The sequence below is a fragment of the Cyanobacteria bacterium QS_8_64_29 genome (genome assembly GCA_003022125.1).
GTDB lineage: Bacteria > Cyanobacteriota > Cyanobacteriia > Cyanobacteriales > Rubidibacteraceae > QS-8-64-29.
Map to the genome: position 1 here is coordinate 61,452 of PXQH01000064.1, position 17,814 is coordinate 79,265.

Consider the following 17,814-nt stretch of genomic DNA (forward strand, 5'->3'; position numbering starts at 1 on the left):
GGCTATCGCGTTGCAACGTTGCTTCCATCGCGCAGGAACAGGGCGTCCCAGCGCTGGGGAAATTGCTCGAGCAGCTCCTGGGAGGTGCTGGCTGCGCGCGGTCGGGCGGCGCTGGTTTGTTCCACCTGGCTCAGGTGCGTGCGATCCAGCTCGCCCTGCTGGGCAAAGGCCCAATGTTCGGCGCGATCGTAGGTGCTAAAGATTAGGCCGGCCCAATCGAGGGCAATGGCCACAATAAAGGCAATCCCGCCGGCCGAGGTCAGCAGCCACCGCCAGTTAAGGTTGTAGCGCTCGAGCAGCGGCAGCACCCGGTTGAGCCGGACGCATTGAAAGCGCCGCCAGCGCGCTTTGAACGCGTTCCAGCGCCGGGCCAGCGGATGGGGATCGCCGGTGGCTTGTTGCTGGCGCGCCCAGCCATCGGCACGCTCCTCAGCGCGGATCAGCTGCTCGTACGCCGACTCGGCCAAGTTGTAGCCCAAGATGAACCCAAAAACGTTGACGCTATAGAAGGCCAAGATCTTGAGGAAAAAGAAGTTAAACAGGGGCTGGAAATTGATCTCGCCCGACTGCAGAAACAGCAAGCCGCTGCTGTAGATGGACCAACTCAGTACGATGCCGCCGTAGTCCACCAACGGCTTGAGGATGACCTGCCGCAGCGGCACGTTGTAGTCGGTCTGGTTCATGCTCTCGTGGAAGAACTTGGCCAAGAGCTGCTTCCCCTGCGAGGGGCGCCGCGTGGGATAGTTAGGGCCGCTGGCATCGGGCTGGAAGGGGTGGCGCCGGCCTTCCAGGATCATGCGCTGCCCGATGAGGTAATAAAACAGATACTGCACGATGGTGTAGGGAATCAGCCCCGCCCAGGTAAAGGCGCGCTCCCAAGGCCCGATGCCAGTGGCAATCAAGAAAAAGCCCAGATCGCAGCCGATCTTCCAGCTCATTAGGCCCAGAGTGCGGTTGGCGACGGTCTGGTAGCGCCCCAAACGTGCATCAGCCGCCGCCGATAGCCCCGGGCTGAGCCAGCGGGCGGCGCGCGGGATGAGCCGGCGGCGGAACAGCAGCTCCTGGAAAAAGGCGACGGTCGCCAGCGGAATCACGATTTGGAACAGCTTGCTCGAGCCGTAGCTGAGCGCAGAGGAGCTGGGAACTTGGGCAACGAACTCCCACCCAATAGGCATCTCACCTGGCAAGTTCTGCAAATCTAGTAACAATAGCGCAGCACGAGCAGGCTCATGGCTCCAACGCGCAGCGGCAGCACGTTGGCGACGTTGGCGTAGCGGCCGCTGGCGGTCTCGAGCACGGTCCCGGGGGTGTAGGCCTGGGCCGACTCGGCGCCATCGCCATCGAACAGTACCGTCCACTGCCCGCTAAACCCTTCTGGGACGGGTAGCTCGTAGGGCGTGCTGCCGGCAAAGGTGTGGGGGCCAAAGTTAAACAGCGCGATCAGGGACTCATCGGCCCGAACGTGGCTGTAGCGGAACACCCCCAGCAGCGAGCTCTCGGCATTGCAGTGGTAAATCCCGGGCTGAACGAAGGACTGGAAGGTGTTCTCGCGCGTTTTGGTATAGCGGCGGAAGATGTTGCGCAGCTGCGCCATGTCGGTACGGTGCTGCCGGTGAACGCGCTCGATCTCGGCTGCCGAGAGCCCCCACTCCTGCCAGTACGCCATCTGCTCGGGGGCGACGCCAGCCCAGCTCACCTGCCAGTTGCGTCCCTCGTCGTAGCAGCCTAGCGCCAGCGAGTCCACACTCGGTACGAACATGTAGCGCAGCTTGGCCGAAAACATGGTCAGGGCTTCGGCATTGCGCACCTTGCGGCGGACGTAGTCCAGCAACTCGCCCCCGGTAAGCTCGCCCATGCGTACCAGGGACTCGCCCTGCCGCTTGGCTAGCTCGGCGGGATTGCCGCCGTAGGCCCAGGGCACGTAGGGACGCCCCCGCACGATGTGCTGGTCGTACCAGGTCTCATCGTGCAGCTGCGCATAGCAGGCTTGCGGGTATTGCAAGTTGGCGGCCTGATTGAGCTCGGCCACTAAGGTCTCGACGTTGGGGTGGCGCGGCCGCTCGCGCTTCTCGGGCGGCTTGTAGAGCTCCTCGACGATGGAAAACCCAATGGGGGCATAGAACGCGTCGATCAGCTCGCTCACCGCTGGGTTGCCCGCCACCTCAAACGTTTCGCCCAGCGCGATCAGATCGGGGGCAGCGCGGTCCAGCTCCGCGCGCAGCTCGCGGATGAAGGTTTCAGCAAAGTTCTGGTCCCGGTTGGCGTACTGCAAAACCAGCCCATCCACATAGTCGATGCGGATGAGCTTGAGGCGGTGGTTGACCGCAAAGGCTACGATTTTTTCCACCAACTGGCGCCGCACCTCGGGATCGCCGAGTTGGAACATCCAGGTGCCGTAATCCCGGAACAGATAGGCCTGGCGATCGACAAACAGCGCTTCGCCGTCCGAGCGCGCGACGCCATCCAGCGATCCGGGAAAGGGCGCGCGCACTTGGTGGGTAAAAATCAAATCCGGCACGATGCGGATGCCGCAGGCATGGAAGCGGTCCACCAGCTGCATGAAGGCATTGGCGTGCCCGATCTGCCAGTCCAGATCGACGGCGTTGTAGGTCAGGTAGTTGAAGCGCGGATCCAGCTGGGTGCGATCAGCCACCGAGGACGACACTGGTACCATGAGCTCGTCAATGCCCCACTCCGCCAGCTGGCCGGGAATGTCGGTTTGGAGCAGGCGATCGGCGATCGCCCCCTGCAGCAGCTCCTCGATGGCCTGCGGCGCGAAGCGACCGCCCTTGTAACCGGCCAGCAACCCTTCCAAGGTGGTCTCCATCAGCACGCTGGCGTGCTCCAGTTGGGACAGGCCGGTCTGCCACTGGTAAGCCAGCTTGGGCACATAGATGGTGCCGTAGAGGTTCTCCAGGGCATTAAGCGGCGCCAGGGGCTGCCACTCGCCGGCCGTATCGCGATAGCGAAACCAGAGCGGCGTTTGGGGGGCGAGGCGCTCTAGCGCCAGCGACCAATAAGCGCTCCCGCTAGCGGGACGCTCCAGTGTTTGCCAGTTGCCATCGCCGACTTTGACCTGGACGCACCACTGCTCCAGTGGCTGCGGTTCGGCCAGATCCGGCGCGGCCGGGCTAAAGCGCTGGGGCAGATAGACCATCAGCTGCAGGTCCACCTTGCCGTCCGCATAAATCTGGGTGACGTGGGACAGGCGCGTGGGTTGATAGCGCGGGCACCATCGCTCGGCCGGCTCGGTGGGCGCTCGCGGAGAGCGCGAGAGCGCTGTCTGCAGCTGCTGGAAAAACCCGACCATAAACGCGCAACGGCTATCGTTGCCGGGCGGGCAAACGGGGCATCTTGCCGCCCGCGAGCGGAAGCAGAAGCTAACGCTCCATCATGACACCGCTTGGGGCCATTTTGGCAGTTTGGCGGGCACTGGCAAGCGCCACTACTGCGGCGCCACGAACACGGCGGTGGTTCGCGAGGGGATCTCGAAGGTGCCGCCCTCGGACTCAAAGCGCGCTTGCGCGACGAGATCGCCCTCGGCCTGGGCTTGCACCGGATGCAGCTTCAGCGATCGCCCGGCAAAGGCCGGGAGCGCAATGCGGCGCGAGAACTTGTGGGCGTTGATCAGCACCACAACCGCCTCGCGCTCGGGATCGCGATCGGGCTCGGGGGCATCGCTGATCGACATGGCAATCAGCGCGTCTCGCTGCCGGGAGCCGGTGTTGTGAAACCGGACGCGCTTTTGAATCGCCTCGGCGGTGCGCAGGCGAAACAGCGGCGAACTCTGGCGGATGCGCAGCACGTCCTGCAGGTGCTCGACGCTGGCTCGGACATCGCCGCTATCGGGATCCAGGGCCGGATCGGCCAGCAGCGGGGCCGCAATGTCCCAGCGATCGCGATTGTTCCAGGCAGGGGGCAAGCCGCTGCCGAACTGGTTGCCCTCGTAGCGAAAGTTGAGGCGGTTGAACCAATCCCCGGAGTCGTAGCTGTTGCGATCGAGCGATTTGGACCGCAGCATGTCGGCGCCCAAGTGGAAAAACGGTACCCCCTGGGCAAAGGCCACCAGATCCAGCCCCAAGTTCTGGGCGCGCACGCGCTCGGCCATGGAAGTCACGGCCGTGTCGTTGTGGCCGCGCGGCAGTTTGAAGGCGTTGAGATCGAATAGCGTCTCGTTGTCGTGCTTGGAGACGTAGTTGACGGTCTCTTGTGGGTCGCGGGCATAGCCCACCCCATCCAGCGCCAGGCCGGTGACGGTGCGATCGCGGCGATCCGTGATGGCGTGGTCCTGCAGGCTGCCGGCTAGGGCGATCCGCAGCCGGTCCGTCAGATCCTGCAGGTCGCTGCGAAAGCGATCGGGGTAGTAGTGGCCGTTCCAGTCGTAGGAGCGGCCGTTGATAAAGCCCTGGCGGCGGGTATCGCCAGAGCCGCCGTGGGCGGCATCGCGGAGCTTGTCATCAAAGGTCCCAATGCCCGTGCCGGCGACGTTGTACTGGTTGGCGTGCTCGAGCCCTTTGGCCTGGGCCGAGCCAAAATCCCAACCTTCGCCGTAGAGGTAGATATCGCTACCGTCAACCCCATCCTGGGCAGGCGTTAGCGCCTGCAGCGCCTGCCGGGCCGCCACCACGTCGTCCACGGTATGCAGGTTCATTAAATCGAAGCGGAACCCATCTACCTTGTAGGCTTTAGCCCAGCGCACCAGCGTGTCCACCATGAGCTTGCGCATCATGTCGAACTCGGTGGCTGTATCGGGGCAGCAGCTGCTGGTGTGGCGTTCGCCGCGATCGGTGGCGCGGTAGTAATAGCCCGGCACGATCTTGTCGAGCACAGACTCGGGGTACTGCTTGTGAGCGAAGGTGTGGTTGTAGACCACATCCATCACCGTGCGTAGCCCGTTCTGGCTCAGCACCTGCACCATCCGGCGGAACTCGCGAATGCGGGCGGCGCCGTTGGCATCGGTGGCGTAGCTACCTTCGGGAACGCCGTAGTGGTAGGGATCGTAGCCCCAGTTGAAGCTGTCGTTATATCGAATGACCGCCATCTGCGCTTGCTGCTGTTCGGAGTCGCGCGGGAAGCGAGCGAGCTGCGCGTAGTTGGGGTCGGTGCGCGCGCTGGGGTCCTCGTTGACCGAGCTAAAGTCGGCCGCCGGCATCAGGTGCAGGTGGGTCAAGCCCGCCTGGGACAGGTTCTGCAGGTGCCGCATGCCGTTTGAGGGGCCAGGGCGGCCGTTTCGGCCGTCGTAGCCAAAGGCGACGAACTTGCCGCGGTGCTCGGGGGCCACAGTGGGATCGTCGCGGCTAAAATCACGCACGTGCGCCTCGTAGACGGCCATGTCCTCAGGCGCTTCCAGCGCTGGTTTCACCAGCGCATCCCAGCCGTCAGGTTTGAGGCGCGGATCGCCGTAGAGATCGACGATCTGGCTGCGCTGGCTGTTTTGCGACAGGTTGGCCGCGTAGGGATCGGTGACGAAGTTGCGCTCGATGCGGCCGGTACTGGGGACATAAACCTCGACCTCGTAGAGGTAGTACTGCCGGTCCCAGTCGGGCTCGCCGGTGAGCTGCCAGACCCCAGTGCTGGGGTCGTAGTCCATGGGGGTCTCGATGGCGCGATTGGCCTGCGGCCCGCGAAAGCGGTGCAGCGTCACCGAACGCGCGGTGGGGGCCCAGAGCCGCAGCGTGGGGACATCGCCGTTGTAGCTGACCCCGAGCTGACCGCGATAGCCGAACAGGTCATCAATGACGCCTTGGGTTTGCAAGCCGGTGGTATCGACGAGCTCGCCGCTGCGGTTGTAGGCGGCAATGGCCAGCTCGCCCTGCAGCATGCGCGGCACGATCGCCAGCACGGACTGGGTCAGGTGCCACGCGTCGTAGCCGTCTGCGTTGGGGAATTTGGGGTAGCGATCGCCGTCAATGGGGCCGTTGAGATTGAGCGGAATGCCCGAGCCACTTTTGACCGGTACGTCCAGATCGCCGCCGCGGTCGTAGTGCAGCTCGTAGATGCAGCCCTGGCTGTTGTTCCAGGCCAGCACAGCCTCCTCCAGCCAAAAGGCGCGCCGATCGCTGGGGCCCTCGGGGAACGGCGTGACTTTAACGTAGCCGTTGCCTTGCTGCTGCCAGCTGCGCTGGCCGGTGGTGCGATCGTGGCAGCTGGTGGTGAATTCGTAGAGTCCGGTTCCTAGCGACAGCCGGGCAACGTACTCGTCGTTGTTGCCAATGTCGCCGTCGTAGTGCATGGTGGTTTGGCGGCGCGCTGCCCAGAGGCCGCCAAAGCGCTCCACTGGACTCCAGTGGACGGTACAGCTGACGTTGTTGCCGCGGCCCACCGGTTCGGTTGCGCCAGGCCGAAAGAATTGCGTATGGACGACCAGCTCGCTGCCATCGGCAATTTCGACCTGGCTGTTGCCGGCTGGGGACATGTTGCCCACCCAAAGTTGGGACTGCAGCGGCGCAGCCGCGGCAGGGCCCGCCAGGAGCAGCGGGGCCATCAAGCAAGTTAAACCCCCCAAGATGGGGGCCAAAAAAACCATTAAAAGCGAGCGTTGCATGCGTAGCTGGGATCGTTGCTGCCTCGGCGGCGATAGCAGCCAATCCTACCAGCCGTGGGGTGGGACGCTAGCGAGCGGCGGGCAAAAACTGCTTCAGGACGGCGCGCGGGGAGCGGTCCCAGGTATCGATGTGGGCGTAGATGCGCCCGTGCCGGTCGAGCTTGTAGCTGGAGCGACCGCTAAAGCAAACTTGAGCCGGCCAGGGCAAGCGCGGCGTCCCGCGTACCGTCCAGCTGGCTTGGATGAGCTGCGGCGCCTCGACCCAGATGGCGTGGAGCTCAAAGGCGATCGCGCGGAAAAACAGCCGCGCGTGAAAGCGCAGCGTCCAGAAGATGAGGCGGTAGTTGAACTTGTACTGAAACGTATTGACCGGATCCTGGAACCAGATGTTCCAGGTGTAGAGCTCGTAGCTGATATCGCGCTGGAACAGGTAGGGCAGCTCGCGCCCCAGGGTGGCGATCACGCGCTCGCGTCGGGCATCGAGCGCCGCCCGTTCGGTTGGGGAGGCCTGGGCGCTCATGATCCCGAAGCAGCACCCTGGCTGCTGGCCGCGAGCGCCACCGGCTCGCCCGGTTGGGGCTCGAGCACCTGAGTGGAGAACCCTTGCTGCGCCAGCCACGACCGAAGTGCCTCCAAGCTGCTGCGAGTGCGCAGCAGGGCGGCGATCGCGCCGCTGTAGTCAATGTCGCCGCCGGCGGCGGTGGGCAGCAGGTACTGTGGGTGCAACCACTGCACGAGCTGGGGGGCGCTGGCCTCGCCGCGGATGATGGGACCCGCTAGGGGCAGCTCCAGGTTGACCGTAGGCGAGATGGCCGCATCGACCGGGGCGAACGGGCGCGCTTCAGCGGGTGGGTAGCCGTGGGGCTCGTAGTAGAGCTTGCGGCCGCTGGCGCGCGCTTGCAGCACGAAGGCGTTCTCTCGGTTCATGGGGCCGATGGGGGCCCCTGGCAGGGCGTGGATCTCAACCCCCTCGGCGAGGGTGGTGGTTTGCCCGTGCCGCAGCTCGATGACCTGGGCATAGCCCAACTTGCGGGCGAGCCGGGCCGCACTGGCCGAGGCAATCACCGGAATGGTTTTATCGAGCTGGCGCAGCGTGGGTTCGTGGGCGTGATCGGGCAAGCCCTGGGAGAGCAGGATGGCATCGATGCGGGCTGGGGGCTCGAGCGCTTGGCGGCGCTTGCCTTCAAAAAACCAGCGCTGGTTGCCAAACACCAGCGAATCCACCAGCCAGGGGTCGACCAAAATCCGCCGATTGCCCAACTCGAAGAACCAGGTGTTGGCACCGTAGTAAGTCAGTTGCATGGCCGTTGGGGAGGGGGCTGCCAACTACGGTAGCCCATCGAGCGGGCGCCATCAGCCCTGGGGCGCCCAGTCCCGGCACGGATCCTCGCTGGGACGGGTGCATGGCACACACCAGCGCCGCATTGCCGTGCCCCTGGCTGTAGTAGTGGCAGCATCCGCGGCAGGGGCGGGGGCGCTGGTTCAGCCCGCCGGGCGGTGGCCCAATGCGGTAGTTGGTGCGCACCGAGTCCACCCAACAGCCTGCCGCTCGGATGGCATCGCGGATGCGGCGGATCTCGATGCGGGATAGCCTCGGGAGGCGAGCGCCTACCCACAGCTGCCGGTCGCGCTCGCCCGCTTCGGCGGCGTGGCGGACGCTGGCGCCACCCAGCCGCGCGATCATGCCCTCGGCAGCCGCTGCCACCGGATCGGCTTGGGCGCTGTAGGCGCGCAGCAGCAGCGATTTGTTGGGCGCGGCTACCCGCAGCGTCAGGCAGACCGGCACAATGGGGGGCAGCGTTGCATTAGGCTCGCTTGCGGGAGGCACCATCGCTGGGTTGGGGCAACGCGGCTTGCTGCCTAGCATAATGGCAGCAACGCCGCAGCGGGCAGCAGTCGCAACGCGGTTTTTGGGGCGTGCAGACCAGGGCCCCAAAATCGATCAGCGTCAGGTTCCAGACGCGGGCATTGGCCGCTGGCGTCAGGCGCTCGGCCAGCTCCCACAGATAGCGATCGCGCGATTTGATCCGATGGCCGCAAATGCCAAAAAAACGCTCCAGCAGACGGGCGACGTTGGCATCGAGCACGGCGACGGGTTGCTCGAAGGCATTGGTCAGCACGGCCCGAGCGACGTAGGGGCCCACCCCCGGCAGCTGGCGCAACTGCGCTTCCTGGCGCGGCACCCGGCTGCCATAGCTGGGATCGCGCAGCAGTTGCCCGGCTGCCTGGTGCAATCGCCGGGCGCGCCCGCGCAGCCCTAGCGGCGCCAGCAACTCGGTAACGCTGGTCTCGGAGGCTGCGGCCAACGCCGCCAGGGTAGGGTAGCGCGCCAGCATGGCCCGGTAGTAGGGGACCACGGTGGGTGCTTGCGTTTTTTGCAGCAAGAACTCTGCCACCAGCAGGGCGTAGGGATCGCGCGTGCGGCGCCAGGGAAAATCCCGCAGGCGATCGCGGCCCCAAGCTTGCAGGCGAGCGCGCAGCCAGTGGCGCTGGCTGGCAGCGGGCGCCCAGAATTGCGGCCGAGCTAGCATTGCCTCGCCTCGCAGCGGCCTTCTAGCTAAAAGTTAGCCCTCCGCTAGGGAGGGCTGCCGAGATCCGTTTTGAAAACGTGCCAGGAGGCGGAATCGAACCGCCGACACGAGGATTTTCAATCCACTGCTCTACCGACTGAGCTATCCCGGCAAGCTGACTCGGCATCTGGCTTGCCGGCTAACTAAGCTAACAAACTGGGGGCGGCTTGGCAAGCGCACGGCAGGGTTACTCGGGCGCCGCGCGCCGATAGTGGCGCGCTTGTTGGGGATTGCCCCAGAGCGCGCGCTCGTTGGTATAGACCACCATGCCCGGACGCGCCCCCTTGGGCTTGTTCAAGTGTTGGGGCTGCGTGCAAGCCACCGGCACCTGATCGCTGTCCTCGCCTTGGCTGTAGCGCGCGGCCAAATCGGCGCTAAACTGCAAGTCGCTGGCATCGGGGGCTGCTCCCGGCGGCAGGCGCAGCAAGACGTGGCTGCCCGGTGCCTGCTGCGCGTGGAACCACAGGTCGTAGTCGCTGGCGGTGTAAAAAGCCAGCCGGTCGTTTTGGCGGTTGTTGCGGCCCACCAGCACTTCAAAGCCGCTGGGGGTGCGGTAGCAATCGGGCTGGGAGGCTTCGTGCGGCTGCGAGCGGGACGCGCTGGCGCGCAGGTAGCGTTGCTGGTGGAGTTCCTCGCGGATCTCTGCCAGCACGGTCAGGTCCCGCTCGGGGCCATCGCAGCTCAACTGTGCCAGGGTTGTCCCAACCCGCTCCAGGTAGGCTAGCTCTTGCCGGGCCGCTGCTAGCAGGGGTTCGACGGCTTGGCGAGCGCGCTTGCGCTTGCGGTGGCGCTGGTAGAGCTGCTGGGCGTTTTGGACGATGGTTTTGTCAGGGTCGAGCGCGACCGTCACGGGGTCGCCCGTTTCGAAATCGGGCAGCGCTACTGCCTTCTGCCCGGGCTGGCACGCGTGGGCGTAGGCCATCAGCAGATCCGCTTGCTGGCGGTCGGTTTCGGCCGCTTGGGCTTGCTGCAGGCGCTCGCTGTAGTTGGCAATTCGCTGGCGCAGCTTGCGCTGCCAGCGCTCCACCGTTTGCGCCAGCTGGCGGTGCAGGCGCTGGCAGTCCTGTCGGGCCAGTGCCGCCGTATAGTACTGGTGCAGCAGGGTTTGTACGTCGGCTGCTGGCGCGAGCGCCGCCCAGCCCAAAACGGTGTAGCCGCTCTCAGTCCAGCCCGGCTCGAATTGCGCCGCTTCCAGCGCGCGCAGCCACTGCCCCCAAGCTTGGAACAGGCGCTGCCACGCCTGTTCGCTCAGCTCGGCGCTCGATTGCTGGGCGTCGACGCCGGCAACGGCCAGCATGACTGACGCCAGCCCCGGGCTCAGGCCGCGATAGCTGGCCAGCAGCCGGCGCTGGATGGACCCGGGGACCAGTCCTACCCGCTCCCGCCAGCGCTCGTAGGGCTCCTGCAAGCTGGGCGCAGCCGCCAGCAGCGGCGGCGGGGGTTCGTAGCGCTCGCCCGCTTGCAGCACGCGGTAGCCGCTGGCTTGGGCGCCGATCGGGCGCGCAACGGCAGCAATCGTGCCCTCGGCATCGGCCAGGATGGCGTTGCTGTGCTTGCCCAGGACCTCGGCGTACAGGTGCCACAGCGTGGGATCGGCCGGGCGGTAGGCAAACCGCAGATCGACGACGCGCTCCCACGGATCGAGGGGCTCGATGGCCTGTAGCGCCAGTCCGGGGAGCTGCTGGCGCAGCCGCTCGCCCAACAGCGAACGCGCCGCCTCGCGCGCCGGGGGATCGCCCAGGCAAAGGCGGGCAGCCTGCGGGTGCCAAGCCAGGGTCAAGCTGCCGCGTTGCGCCAGCGTGCGAAGCCGCAAAACCAGGGTGTCGCGATCGCGCTGCGTGATGCCCTCGCAGCGAGCGGGGATCCACTCGGCCTGGAGCTCGGCCAGCGCAGCCCGCAGCGTTGTCAGATCGACCGGTTGCATGCGTTGCGCGCGGCAGCCGCGGCTAGCGGCTGCATGGCGGCAGTCCGATTGAAAGGCGCTATATTATATCGATCGCTTAAGGCGCGTGCAAGTTCTTTGACAGCCCGTCAGCGACCAAAACGGGGCAAAATCGCGCCAGTCCGCGTTGGCAGCAATTGTTGGGTGGGCGGGCGGCTATTATCATATTAAGTGATGCTACGCCGGAATGGGGCTCGGCGATCCCGAGCAGGGTAGACGGCATGGCAATTCAGCTGATCAATATTGGGTTTGGCAATATCGTGGCGGCCAATCGGGTCGTGGCGATCGTTAGCCCCGAGTCAGCGCCCATCAAGCGCATCATTACCGAGGCGCGAGACGGCGACCGGCTCGTCGATGCCACCTACGGCCGCCGCACGCGCGCCGTCATCGTCACGGACGCGGGCTACATCGTGCTGTCTGCCCTACAACCCGAAACCGTCTCCCACCGCTTCGTTCAAACCAATCGCTCGCGTGCTGGCGTCGATGGCTAGGGCCCGACCGATCGTGCTGACCGGTCCCAGCGGGGTGGGCAAAGGCACGCTGGCACGCGCGCTAGTCGAGCGCTATCCTGAGATCCAGCTATCGGTATCGGCGACGACGCGCCCCGCGCGGGCAGGCGAGGTCAACGGGCGGGACTATCACTTTCTGTCGCGCTCTCAGTTTGAGGCCATGATTCGGGCGGGCGAGCTGCTCGAGTGGGCTCAGTATGCTGGCAATTACTACGGCACGCCGCGCTCCTCGGTGGAAGAGCCGCTTCAGGCCGGTCGCTCCGTCATACTGGAAATCGAGCTTGAGGGGGCGCGCAATGTGGGAGCGCAGTTCCCCGAGGCGCTGCGCATTTTTATCCTGCCCCCTTCGTGGCAAGAGCTCGAGCGGCGGCTGCGCTGCCGCGGCCAAGACGACGAAGCAGCCATCGAGCGCCGCTTGGCGCGCGCCCGCACCGAAATCGCCGCCAAAGACGAATTCGACCGGCAAGTCGCCAACGACGACCTAGGGAACGCCCTGCACCAGCTCGAGACCGCCATTTTTGAGGGCGCTCCCTGCTAGCAGGGTTGCCCCTGCCGCGCTCAGCTGCTAACCCCGGCTGGCAGGTAGCGCTCGATCACCTCGCGGTACTCGCTTTTTTGCTTGACGCCGCGCAGTACCGGCTCGAGCAGTTCCCGATCGCGAAAAAACTGCACGGTGGGCGTTCCGGCCACTTGGGCTGCCTCGGCGATATCGGGATCCTCGGCAATATCGACCTCGACAAAGTGGATCCGACCCTCAAACTCGTCCACGACCTTGTCCAGGATGGGCGAGAGGCGCCGGCAGAGGCCGCAGCTGGGCGAGACGTATTTGACCATAATGACGCGATCGCTCTCGTGGAACAGCCGGCGCAGGGCGTAGCCGCCGCGATGGCGCGTCTGGGCAATGTCGAAGGTCTCGGCGGTGTCGTTAGCCGGTTCTTGGCCCACCTCGGACGGCTGCGATTCGGGGGGTGCCTGGGCTGATTGGGCAGCGCCCTGATGGTACTCGGTCGCCAACTGGTTGGCCGAGAGCCAGCGCTCGGCTAGCATGGCAGCCTGGCAGCCCGTCCCGGCCGCCGTTACGGCCTGGCGGAACTCGCGATCCTGCACGTCACCGGCGGCGTAGACCCCCTCAACGCTGGTCTCGACCGAGTCGGGCTTGGTAACGATGTGCCCGGTTTCGTCCAGCTCGATCTGGCCCTCGAACAGCGCGGTATTGGGGCGATGGCCGATGGCGTAGAACAACCCGCCCACGTGCATGTCGCGCTCTTCACCGGTCACCGTGCTGCGGATCCGGACGCCCTCGAGCTGGCTGCCGCTCCCGAAGACATCGACCGGTTGCGTGCTCCAGTGGACCGTAATGTTGGGATTGTTGAAAACGCGATCCTGCAGCGTCTTGCTGGCGCGCATGGCTTCCCGCCGCACCAGCAGGTGGACGTGGGCGGCGTACTTGGTCAAAAAGACTGACTCTTCGGCAGCCGAGTCACCACCGCCAACCACTGCAATTTCGGCATTTTGAAAGACCGGCGAGGCACCATCGCAGGTCGCGCACGCCGAGATGCTTTTGCTCCAGAATTGCTCCTCAGATGGCAGGTGCAAGCGCTTGGCCGTAGCGCCGGTGGCAATAATGATGCTGTGGGCTCGGAACTCGCGTTCGTGCGAGCGCACGAGGAATGGGCGCTGGCTGAGATCGACGTAGGTAACGTCTTCGGTATAGTATTCGGCGCCCCAGCGGGCCGCTTGCGCCCGCATGTTTTCCATCAGTTCGGGGCCGGTGGTTCCTTGTGGGAAGCCCGGGTAATTCTCCACCTCATCGGTTGTCATCAGCTGCCCGCCCGGCAGCATGTAGCCCTCGAACATAACGGGCTTGAGGTTGGCCCGGCCCGCGTACAGGGCGGCCGTGTAGCCAGCTGGCCCGGAGCCAATAATGGCGACATTCTCCGCGTTCGCACCTGCCATACCGAAATAAACTCATAACGACTTCGCAAAAATTATTATAGCGGCTGCTGCCGGCGGGCGTTTACAGCAGCGGCAGTTGCCCTGGCGACGGCGACTCGGCGGTATCGGTTCCGGCAGCACTGCCATCGGCCTCGCCTTCAAGTAGGGTTTGCGCCGCTGCCAGCAGTTCCTGGGAGATGTCTTGCAGGTCGTCGCGGTTGGCAACGTAGGTTTTGAGCGCCTCGAGCGGATCCAGGCTCGTTCCCACGCCCAGCTCGGGGACGCGGGGGCGCGCAAGCTGGCTGACGGGTTGGGGGCGAATGGTGTGGCTGTGGGCGCTGGCTAGGGCTTCGTGCAGCGCTGCGTTGTCCACCGCTTCCAGCTGTTCGGGGCGCAGCTTGTAGCTGAGCCGCACCACCGCATTGGCGATGGACTGCTTGCCAATGGCTGCCAACAGGGCCGCTTGCGGATCCTCGCATTCGGAGACATCCACCTCGATGGTGCGAAACGGGCGCGCCGAGAGCGGACAAAATTCCCAAGCAGCGCGGCCTTTCTCCAGCTCCAGCAGCACGTAGCCTTTGCGCTCGCGTTCCTCGCTAAAGTCCACGCGCTCGATGCTGCCGGGGTAGATGATGGGTGGATCGTTGCTGGGGTTGAGGTTCTGGTGGCAGTGGACGTGCCCCAGCGCCACGTAGTCGAGCTCGGGGCGGGCGAATAGCTCCACCGGCAGCGTAAAGCCCTTGCCGACGGCCAAAAAACGCTCGGCACCCAGGCTGGCGCGATCGGCCATCACGTGGCCCAGCAGGACCGCGGGCACTTGGGGATGCAGGCGCCGAATCTCGGCCTCTAGAACCGGCCTGAGGCGCTGCACGAGCAGCTCGTTGACCTCGGGCAGCGACAGGCCTTCGGTTTCCGGGCGCGCTAGCAGGGCCGAGCGCGTCAACCAGGGCAAGGTGATGACCTGCACGTCGCCGCTGCGCGTGCTCAGGCGGTGCGTGGCGATCGCGTCGCCAACCGTCACGCCGGGGATGCCCAAGGTGCGGTAGAGGCTCAGGCTGGCACTCCCGCCGCCTTGGGCGTACTGATCGTGGTTGCCCACCAACAGCACCGCCGGAATGCCGGCATCTACCAGCCGCCGGAACTCGCCGGCAAAGGCCTGCTGTACGTGGGGGGGTGGCGTGGCGTCGGGAAAGGCATCGCCGCCGAACAACACCAGATCCACGGGCTCGGCGAGCGCGCGATCGACGCAGCTGCGCAGGGCAGCCGTAAAATCCTCAATTCGGGTATTGAGGCCGGTCTCGGGGTTGATGCGACCGTGGCTCAGGCCGCTTCCCAGATGCACGTCGGCCAGGTGGAGGATTTTGGGCATGGTGGGGGCTTGCGAGCCGCTGGGCGCAGGCTAGCTCACAGATGGATGCCGCATTCGGTTTTGCCCAGGCCGCGCCAGCGACCGGCCCGCTCGCTCTCGCCCGGGTTGACCGGCGTGGTGAGCGGCTCGTCGCCAATGCTGAGATAGCCGCGGTCGTGCAGCGGATTGTAGAGAACGTCGTTGTTCATGACGTAGGTCCAGCTGTCTTGGCTGGTCCAACGCGCGAGGGGATTGATCTTGAGCCGCTCGCGATCGTCGAGCTCTAGGACAGGCATGTTGGCTCGCGTGGGCGCTTGATCGCGCCGGCGGCCGGTAATCCAGGCCAGGGTTCCCAACTCGCTCAACCCGCGCTGCAGAGGTTCGACCTTAGTGAGCTCGTGAAAGCGCGAAACGTCGCTCTCCCACAGCGCTTCGCCGTACTGCTGCGCGAATTCGGCCCGCGAGTTGGCATGGAGGTTTTTGTAAGTGCGCAGGTCCAGACCGTAGGCCTCTCGGGTGCGCTCGACAAAGCTCAGCGTTTCCTCAAAGTGGTGGAGCGTGTCGAGAAACAGCACCGGCACCGGCCGCTGCAGCTCGCGATAGAGCATGTGCGTGATGGCCATGTCATCGGCGTTAAAGGCGCTCGATTGCACCAAACCGGTCGGTACGGTCTCGCTGGCCCAAGCCAGAATGTCGCGCGGATGGGCTTGCTCGAGCTGCTGATTGAGTGCTGCCAGATCCAGGTGGTCCCAATTGGCGCTAGTGCGGACGGATTGAGTCATAGTGGCGTTGCTCGGCGGTTGAAACGTTACGGCCAATCTAGATTGTAGCCCATAAAGGCCCGTAACCCGACCGGGGAACCGGATTTTTGCAGCGCTCGCTACCATGCCCTTATACCAATTTGAGCAGTGGATGCACGCTTTTCAAAGAATATGACTCCCATATTGAGGAAGTTTTGGAAGTCGCAATCTAGTGCACAAGCCACGAGAATTGGTATTAGCAGTCCCAGAAGGCGCTAGTTGCACCTGATTTTGTATACCAAGCCCGGCTGCCATCTCTGCGAGGGCCTGCAGGAGAAACTGGCTCAAGTGCGGGCCCTTCCGCTGGAGCTCGAGGTTCGCGACATTACCACCTGCCAGCGCTGGTGGGAAGCCTACCAGTACGAGGTTCCGGTGCTATGCCGCCAGCGCGATGGCTGCGAAGCCCCCCTGCCGCGCCCTTCGCCGCGCGCATCCGTCCGGCATTTGGAAGCCTGGCTGCAACGGTTGCAGCAGCCACAAGACTAGGCCTCTGAAGCTTCTTGGACGGCCGGCTCGCTCGCCAGCGCGCGCTGGGCCCAGAGGGTCAGAATCGTCCAGAAAATCGCCATGCTGGCAACGAGCACGGTGACGTAGTGCGGCAAAAACGCGAGCCCGATGCCCTCAGCCAAGTTGCCGGCCAGCCACGGGAACAGTGCCTTGCCAATGCTGCTGAGGCTGCCCAGCAGGCTAATGGCGCTCATTAGCACGCGCGTGGGGATGAGATTGGACATGAATGCCACTGCGGTTGGCAGGATGGGGCTAAGGCTAAAGCCAGTTAGCAGCAGCCCCATGCCCGCAACAGCACTGTTGGGGGCGCTCCACAGCACAGCGACCCCGCTTACAGTGCCTAGCAAACCGCCCTGGATCAGCCATTTGTCGCCAATGCGCGCTGAGAGCCTGGCCAGAACGACTCGGCCCACGGTCAGGCCCAACCAGTAGCCGCTCACCAGCCAACCGGCCAAGAAGCCATCCTCGTTGCGGGCCTCGGTCAGGAAGCTGTAGCTCCAGTTGCCCAGGGTCAGCTCCGTTCCTACATAGAACAGCAAGAAAACCGCAACCAACCAAACAACGCGGTACTGCAACGCTTGGCGAATGCGGTTGCGCCCGCCCTCACTGTCAGTTTCGGCACCATCGCCCGCATCGCTGGGATCCGCTCGGAACGCCCACAAGAACCCGGGCAGCAAGATCAGGGTCATGCCGGCCAGCCAAAAGTAGATGCTATTCCAGCCCCAACCGGCCCATAGCATGCCGGAGGCGGCCACCGGTCCGATCAGCGCGCCCAGACCAAAAAACGCATGCAAGTAGTTGAGCAGGGCCGTTTTGGTCGGCAGCTTGGCCAGGTGCGAGTTTAGCCCAGCCTCAACGATCGCGGCGCCAAATCCCAACAAAAGCGGCGCAATGGCGATGGCAAAAAATGGCGGTTGCAAACCGAATGCCAGTCCCCCTGAAGCAAAGCTAGCAGCCCCCAACGCTAGGACGCGCGTGTTGCCCAGCTTGGGAGCCAAAAAACCCGTATTGAAAACGGCCAGCAAGTAACCGATCGAGCCGCTAATAAAGATGATGCCCAGCGTTGCTTTATCGACGTTGTAGTAGCCCTGCAAGCTAGGTAGAAGAACGCCCACGATCGCGTCGTTGGCCCCAAACAGAAAAAAAGCAAAAAAAGCTAGGCCAATTTGGATTTTGAGGCTCGCGCCGCCGCGCTCGCTGGCCGGCTGTTCTGCCGCTGAGGTGCTTGCAACCTCGGTTGCCGGTTCGCTCGTGCTGCTAGATGGCTCGCTTGCTGGTTGGGGGGACTGCGAGGCGGGGGCGGTTTCTTGACCGCCATTGGCAGCATTGGGATTGGGCGCAGCTAGCAGTAACATGGCAGCACTCGCACGCTAGGTAACAGCAGGCTCGGCGAGCTCAAAATAACCGTACGGGATGGCAACCGTTTTGTTGGATAGACGACCCAGTCGCCAGCCTGTTAGCTAGCTGGCAACCACAGTCCGAACCGCTCGAAGTGCTGGATTCAGTCCGGTGCCTCTTAAGATATCACCACCGCTTGGTACTGCCCAGCCGGTTGCCCCCTTATACCAATTTGAGCAGCAGATGCACGCTTGCCAAACAGCATGACTCCCATATTGAGGGAGTTCCAGAGATCGCAATCTAGTGCACAAGCCACGAGAA

At 64.6% G+C, this 17,814-nt stretch carries 14 protein-coding genes and 1 tRNA gene; 3 read left to right on the forward strand and 12 right to left on the reverse strand.

The annotated features are described in order from the left end of the window. Nucleotides 1-2: 2 nt before the first annotated feature. From BRC58_10605 to BRC58_10640, 8 genes are all read right to left on the reverse strand, one after another. Nucleotides 3-1,175 (reverse strand): hypothetical protein, encoded by a 1,173-nt coding sequence (locus BRC58_10605; protein PSP16013.1) that lies wholly within the window; start codon nt 1,173-1,175, stop codon nt 3-5. Between the two features lie 23 nt (nt 1,176-1,198). Further along, entirely contained in the window at nt 1,199-3,310 is a 2,112-nt protein-coding gene (locus BRC58_10610) for a hypothetical protein (GenBank protein PSP16014.1), read from the reverse strand. A 135-nt stretch (nt 3,311-3,445) separates the two neighbouring features. After that, nucleotides 3,446-6,544 (reverse strand): DUF3372 domain-containing protein, encoded by a 3,099-nt coding sequence (locus tag BRC58_10615; GenBank protein ID PSP16015.1) that lies wholly within the window; start codon nt 6,542-6,544, stop codon nt 3,446-3,448. A gap of 67 nt (nt 6,545-6,611) precedes the next feature. Next, complete coding sequence (locus BRC58_10620; GenBank protein PSP16016.1) at nt 6,612-7,064, reverse strand: hypothetical protein; 453 nt, start codon at nt 7,062-7,064, stop codon at nt 6,612-6,614. Continuing rightward, complete coding sequence (locus BRC58_10625; protein PSP16017.1) at nt 7,061-7,846, reverse strand: Zn-dependent hydrolase; 786 nt, start codon at nt 7,844-7,846, stop codon at nt 7,061-7,063. The genes BRC58_10620 and BRC58_10625 overlap by 4 nt, the downstream gene beginning before the upstream one ends. Nucleotides 7,847-8,349: 503 nt before the next feature. After that, nucleotides 8,350-9,075 carry a hypothetical protein gene (locus tag BRC58_10630; protein PSP16018.1) on the reverse strand — a complete coding sequence of 242 codons (726 nt, stop codon included), beginning with the start codon at nt 9,073-9,075 and terminating at the stop codon, nt 8,350-8,352. Nucleotides 9,076-9,153: 78 nt separating this feature from the next. Beyond that, nucleotides 9,154-9,226 (reverse strand) — tRNA-Phe (locus tag BRC58_10635). A 75-nt stretch (nt 9,227-9,301) separates the two neighbouring features. Then, on the reverse strand, nt 9,302-11,038 hold the full coding sequence (locus BRC58_10640) for a hypothetical protein (GenBank protein PSP16019.1): 1,737 nt from the start codon (nt 11,036-11,038) through the stop codon (nt 9,302-9,304). A 239-nt stretch (nt 11,039-11,277) separates the two neighbouring features. Between BRC58_10640 and BRC58_10645 the strand changes: the two genes are divergently transcribed. Together BRC58_10645 and BRC58_10650 are read left to right on the forward strand one after the other, a co-directional pair. Then, a complete protein-coding gene (locus BRC58_10645; protein ID PSP16020.1) occupies nt 11,278-11,547 on the forward strand; it encodes a hypothetical protein in 270 nt (89 codons plus the stop codon). After that, a complete protein-coding gene (locus BRC58_10650; GenBank protein PSP16021.1) occupies nt 11,540-12,103 on the forward strand; it encodes a guanylate kinase in 564 nt (187 codons plus the stop codon). Before BRC58_10645 ends, BRC58_10650 begins: the two co-directional genes overlap by 8 nt. Before the next feature lie 20 nt (nt 12,104-12,123). Here BRC58_10650 and trxB read toward each other — a convergent pair whose 3' ends face one another. The 3 genes from trxB to BRC58_10665 all read right to left on the reverse strand — a co-directional run bounded on the left by trxB (nt 12,124) and on the right by BRC58_10665 (nt 15,630). Further along, complete coding sequence (trxB, locus tag BRC58_10655; protein PSP16022.1) at nt 12,124-13,521, reverse strand: thioredoxin-disulfide reductase; 1,398 nt, start codon at nt 13,519-13,521, stop codon at nt 12,124-12,126. Between the two features lie 61 nt (nt 13,522-13,582). Next, the gene (locus BRC58_10660) at nt 13,583-14,869 is read right to left on the reverse strand and encodes an exonuclease sbcCD subunit D (GenBank protein PSP16023.1); all 1,287 of its coding nucleotides are present in this window, start codon (nt 14,867-14,869) and stop codon (nt 13,583-13,585) included. Nucleotides 14,870-14,904: 35 nt separating this feature from the next. Further along, complete coding sequence (locus tag BRC58_10665) at nt 14,905-15,630, reverse strand: phosphoadenosine phosphosulfate reductase (protein ID PSP16024.1); 726 nt, start codon at nt 15,628-15,630, stop codon at nt 14,905-14,907. Nucleotides 15,631-15,867: 237 nt separating this feature from the next. Here BRC58_10665 and BRC58_10670 point away from each other — a divergent pair, with 237 nt between their 5' ends. Further along, the gene (locus BRC58_10670) at nt 15,868-16,134 is read left to right on the forward strand and encodes a glutaredoxin family protein (protein ID PSP16025.1); all 267 of its coding nucleotides are present in this window, start codon (nt 15,868-15,870) and stop codon (nt 16,132-16,134) included. Here the strand turns inward: BRC58_10670 and BRC58_10675 are convergent. Then, complete coding sequence (locus BRC58_10675) at nt 16,131-17,510, reverse strand: hypothetical protein (protein ID PSP16026.1); 1,380 nt, start codon at nt 17,508-17,510, stop codon at nt 16,131-16,133. The genes BRC58_10670 and BRC58_10675 overlap by 4 nt on opposite strands. Nucleotides 17,511-17,814 lie beyond the last annotated feature (304 nt).

Bases quoted from the DNA above. Each gene is read 5' to 3' on its own strand.
- BRC58_10605 (PSP16013.1), bottom strand. From the start codon at position 1,175: ATGCCTATTGGGTGGGAGTTCGTTGCCCAAGTTCCCAGCTCCTCTGCG.
- BRC58_10610 (PSP16014.1), bottom strand. From the start codon at position 3,310: ATGGTCGGGTTTTTCCAGCAGCTGCAGACAGCGCTCTCGCGCTCTCCG.
- BRC58_10615 (PSP16015.1), bottom strand. From the start codon at position 6,544: ATGCAACGCTCGCTTTTAATGGTTTTTTTGGCCCCCATCTTGGGGGGT.
- BRC58_10620 (PSP16016.1), bottom strand. From the start codon at position 7,064: ATGAGCGCCCAGGCCTCCCCAACCGAACGGGCGGCGCTCGATGCCCGA.
- BRC58_10625 (PSP16017.1), bottom strand. From the start codon at position 7,846: ATGCAACTGACTTACTACGGTGCCAACACCTGGTTCTTCGAGTTGGGC.
- BRC58_10630 (PSP16018.1), bottom strand. From the start codon at position 9,075: ATGCTAGCTCGGCCGCAATTCTGGGCGCCCGCTGCCAGCCAGCGCCAC.
- BRC58_10640 (PSP16019.1), bottom strand. From the start codon at position 11,038: ATGCAACCGGTCGATCTGACAACGCTGCGGGCTGCGCTGGCCGAGCTC.
- BRC58_10645 (PSP16020.1), top strand. From the start codon at position 11,278: ATGGCAATTCAGCTGATCAATATTGGGTTTGGCAATATCGTGGCGGCC.
- BRC58_10650 (PSP16021.1), top strand. From the start codon at position 11,540: ATGGCTAGGGCCCGACCGATCGTGCTGACCGGTCCCAGCGGGGTGGGC.
- trxB (PSP16022.1), bottom strand. From the start codon at position 13,521: ATGGCAGGTGCGAACGCGGAGAATGTCGCCATTATTGGCTCCGGGCCA.
- BRC58_10660 (PSP16023.1), bottom strand. From the start codon at position 14,869: ATGCCCAAAATCCTCCACCTGGCCGACGTGCATCTGGGAAGCGGCCTG.
- BRC58_10665 (PSP16024.1), bottom strand. From the start codon at position 15,630: ATGACTCAATCCGTCCGCACTAGCGCCAATTGGGACCACCTGGATCTG.
- BRC58_10675 (PSP16026.1), bottom strand. From the start codon at position 17,510: ATGTTACTGCTAGCTGCGCCCAATCCCAATGCTGCCAATGGCGGTCAA.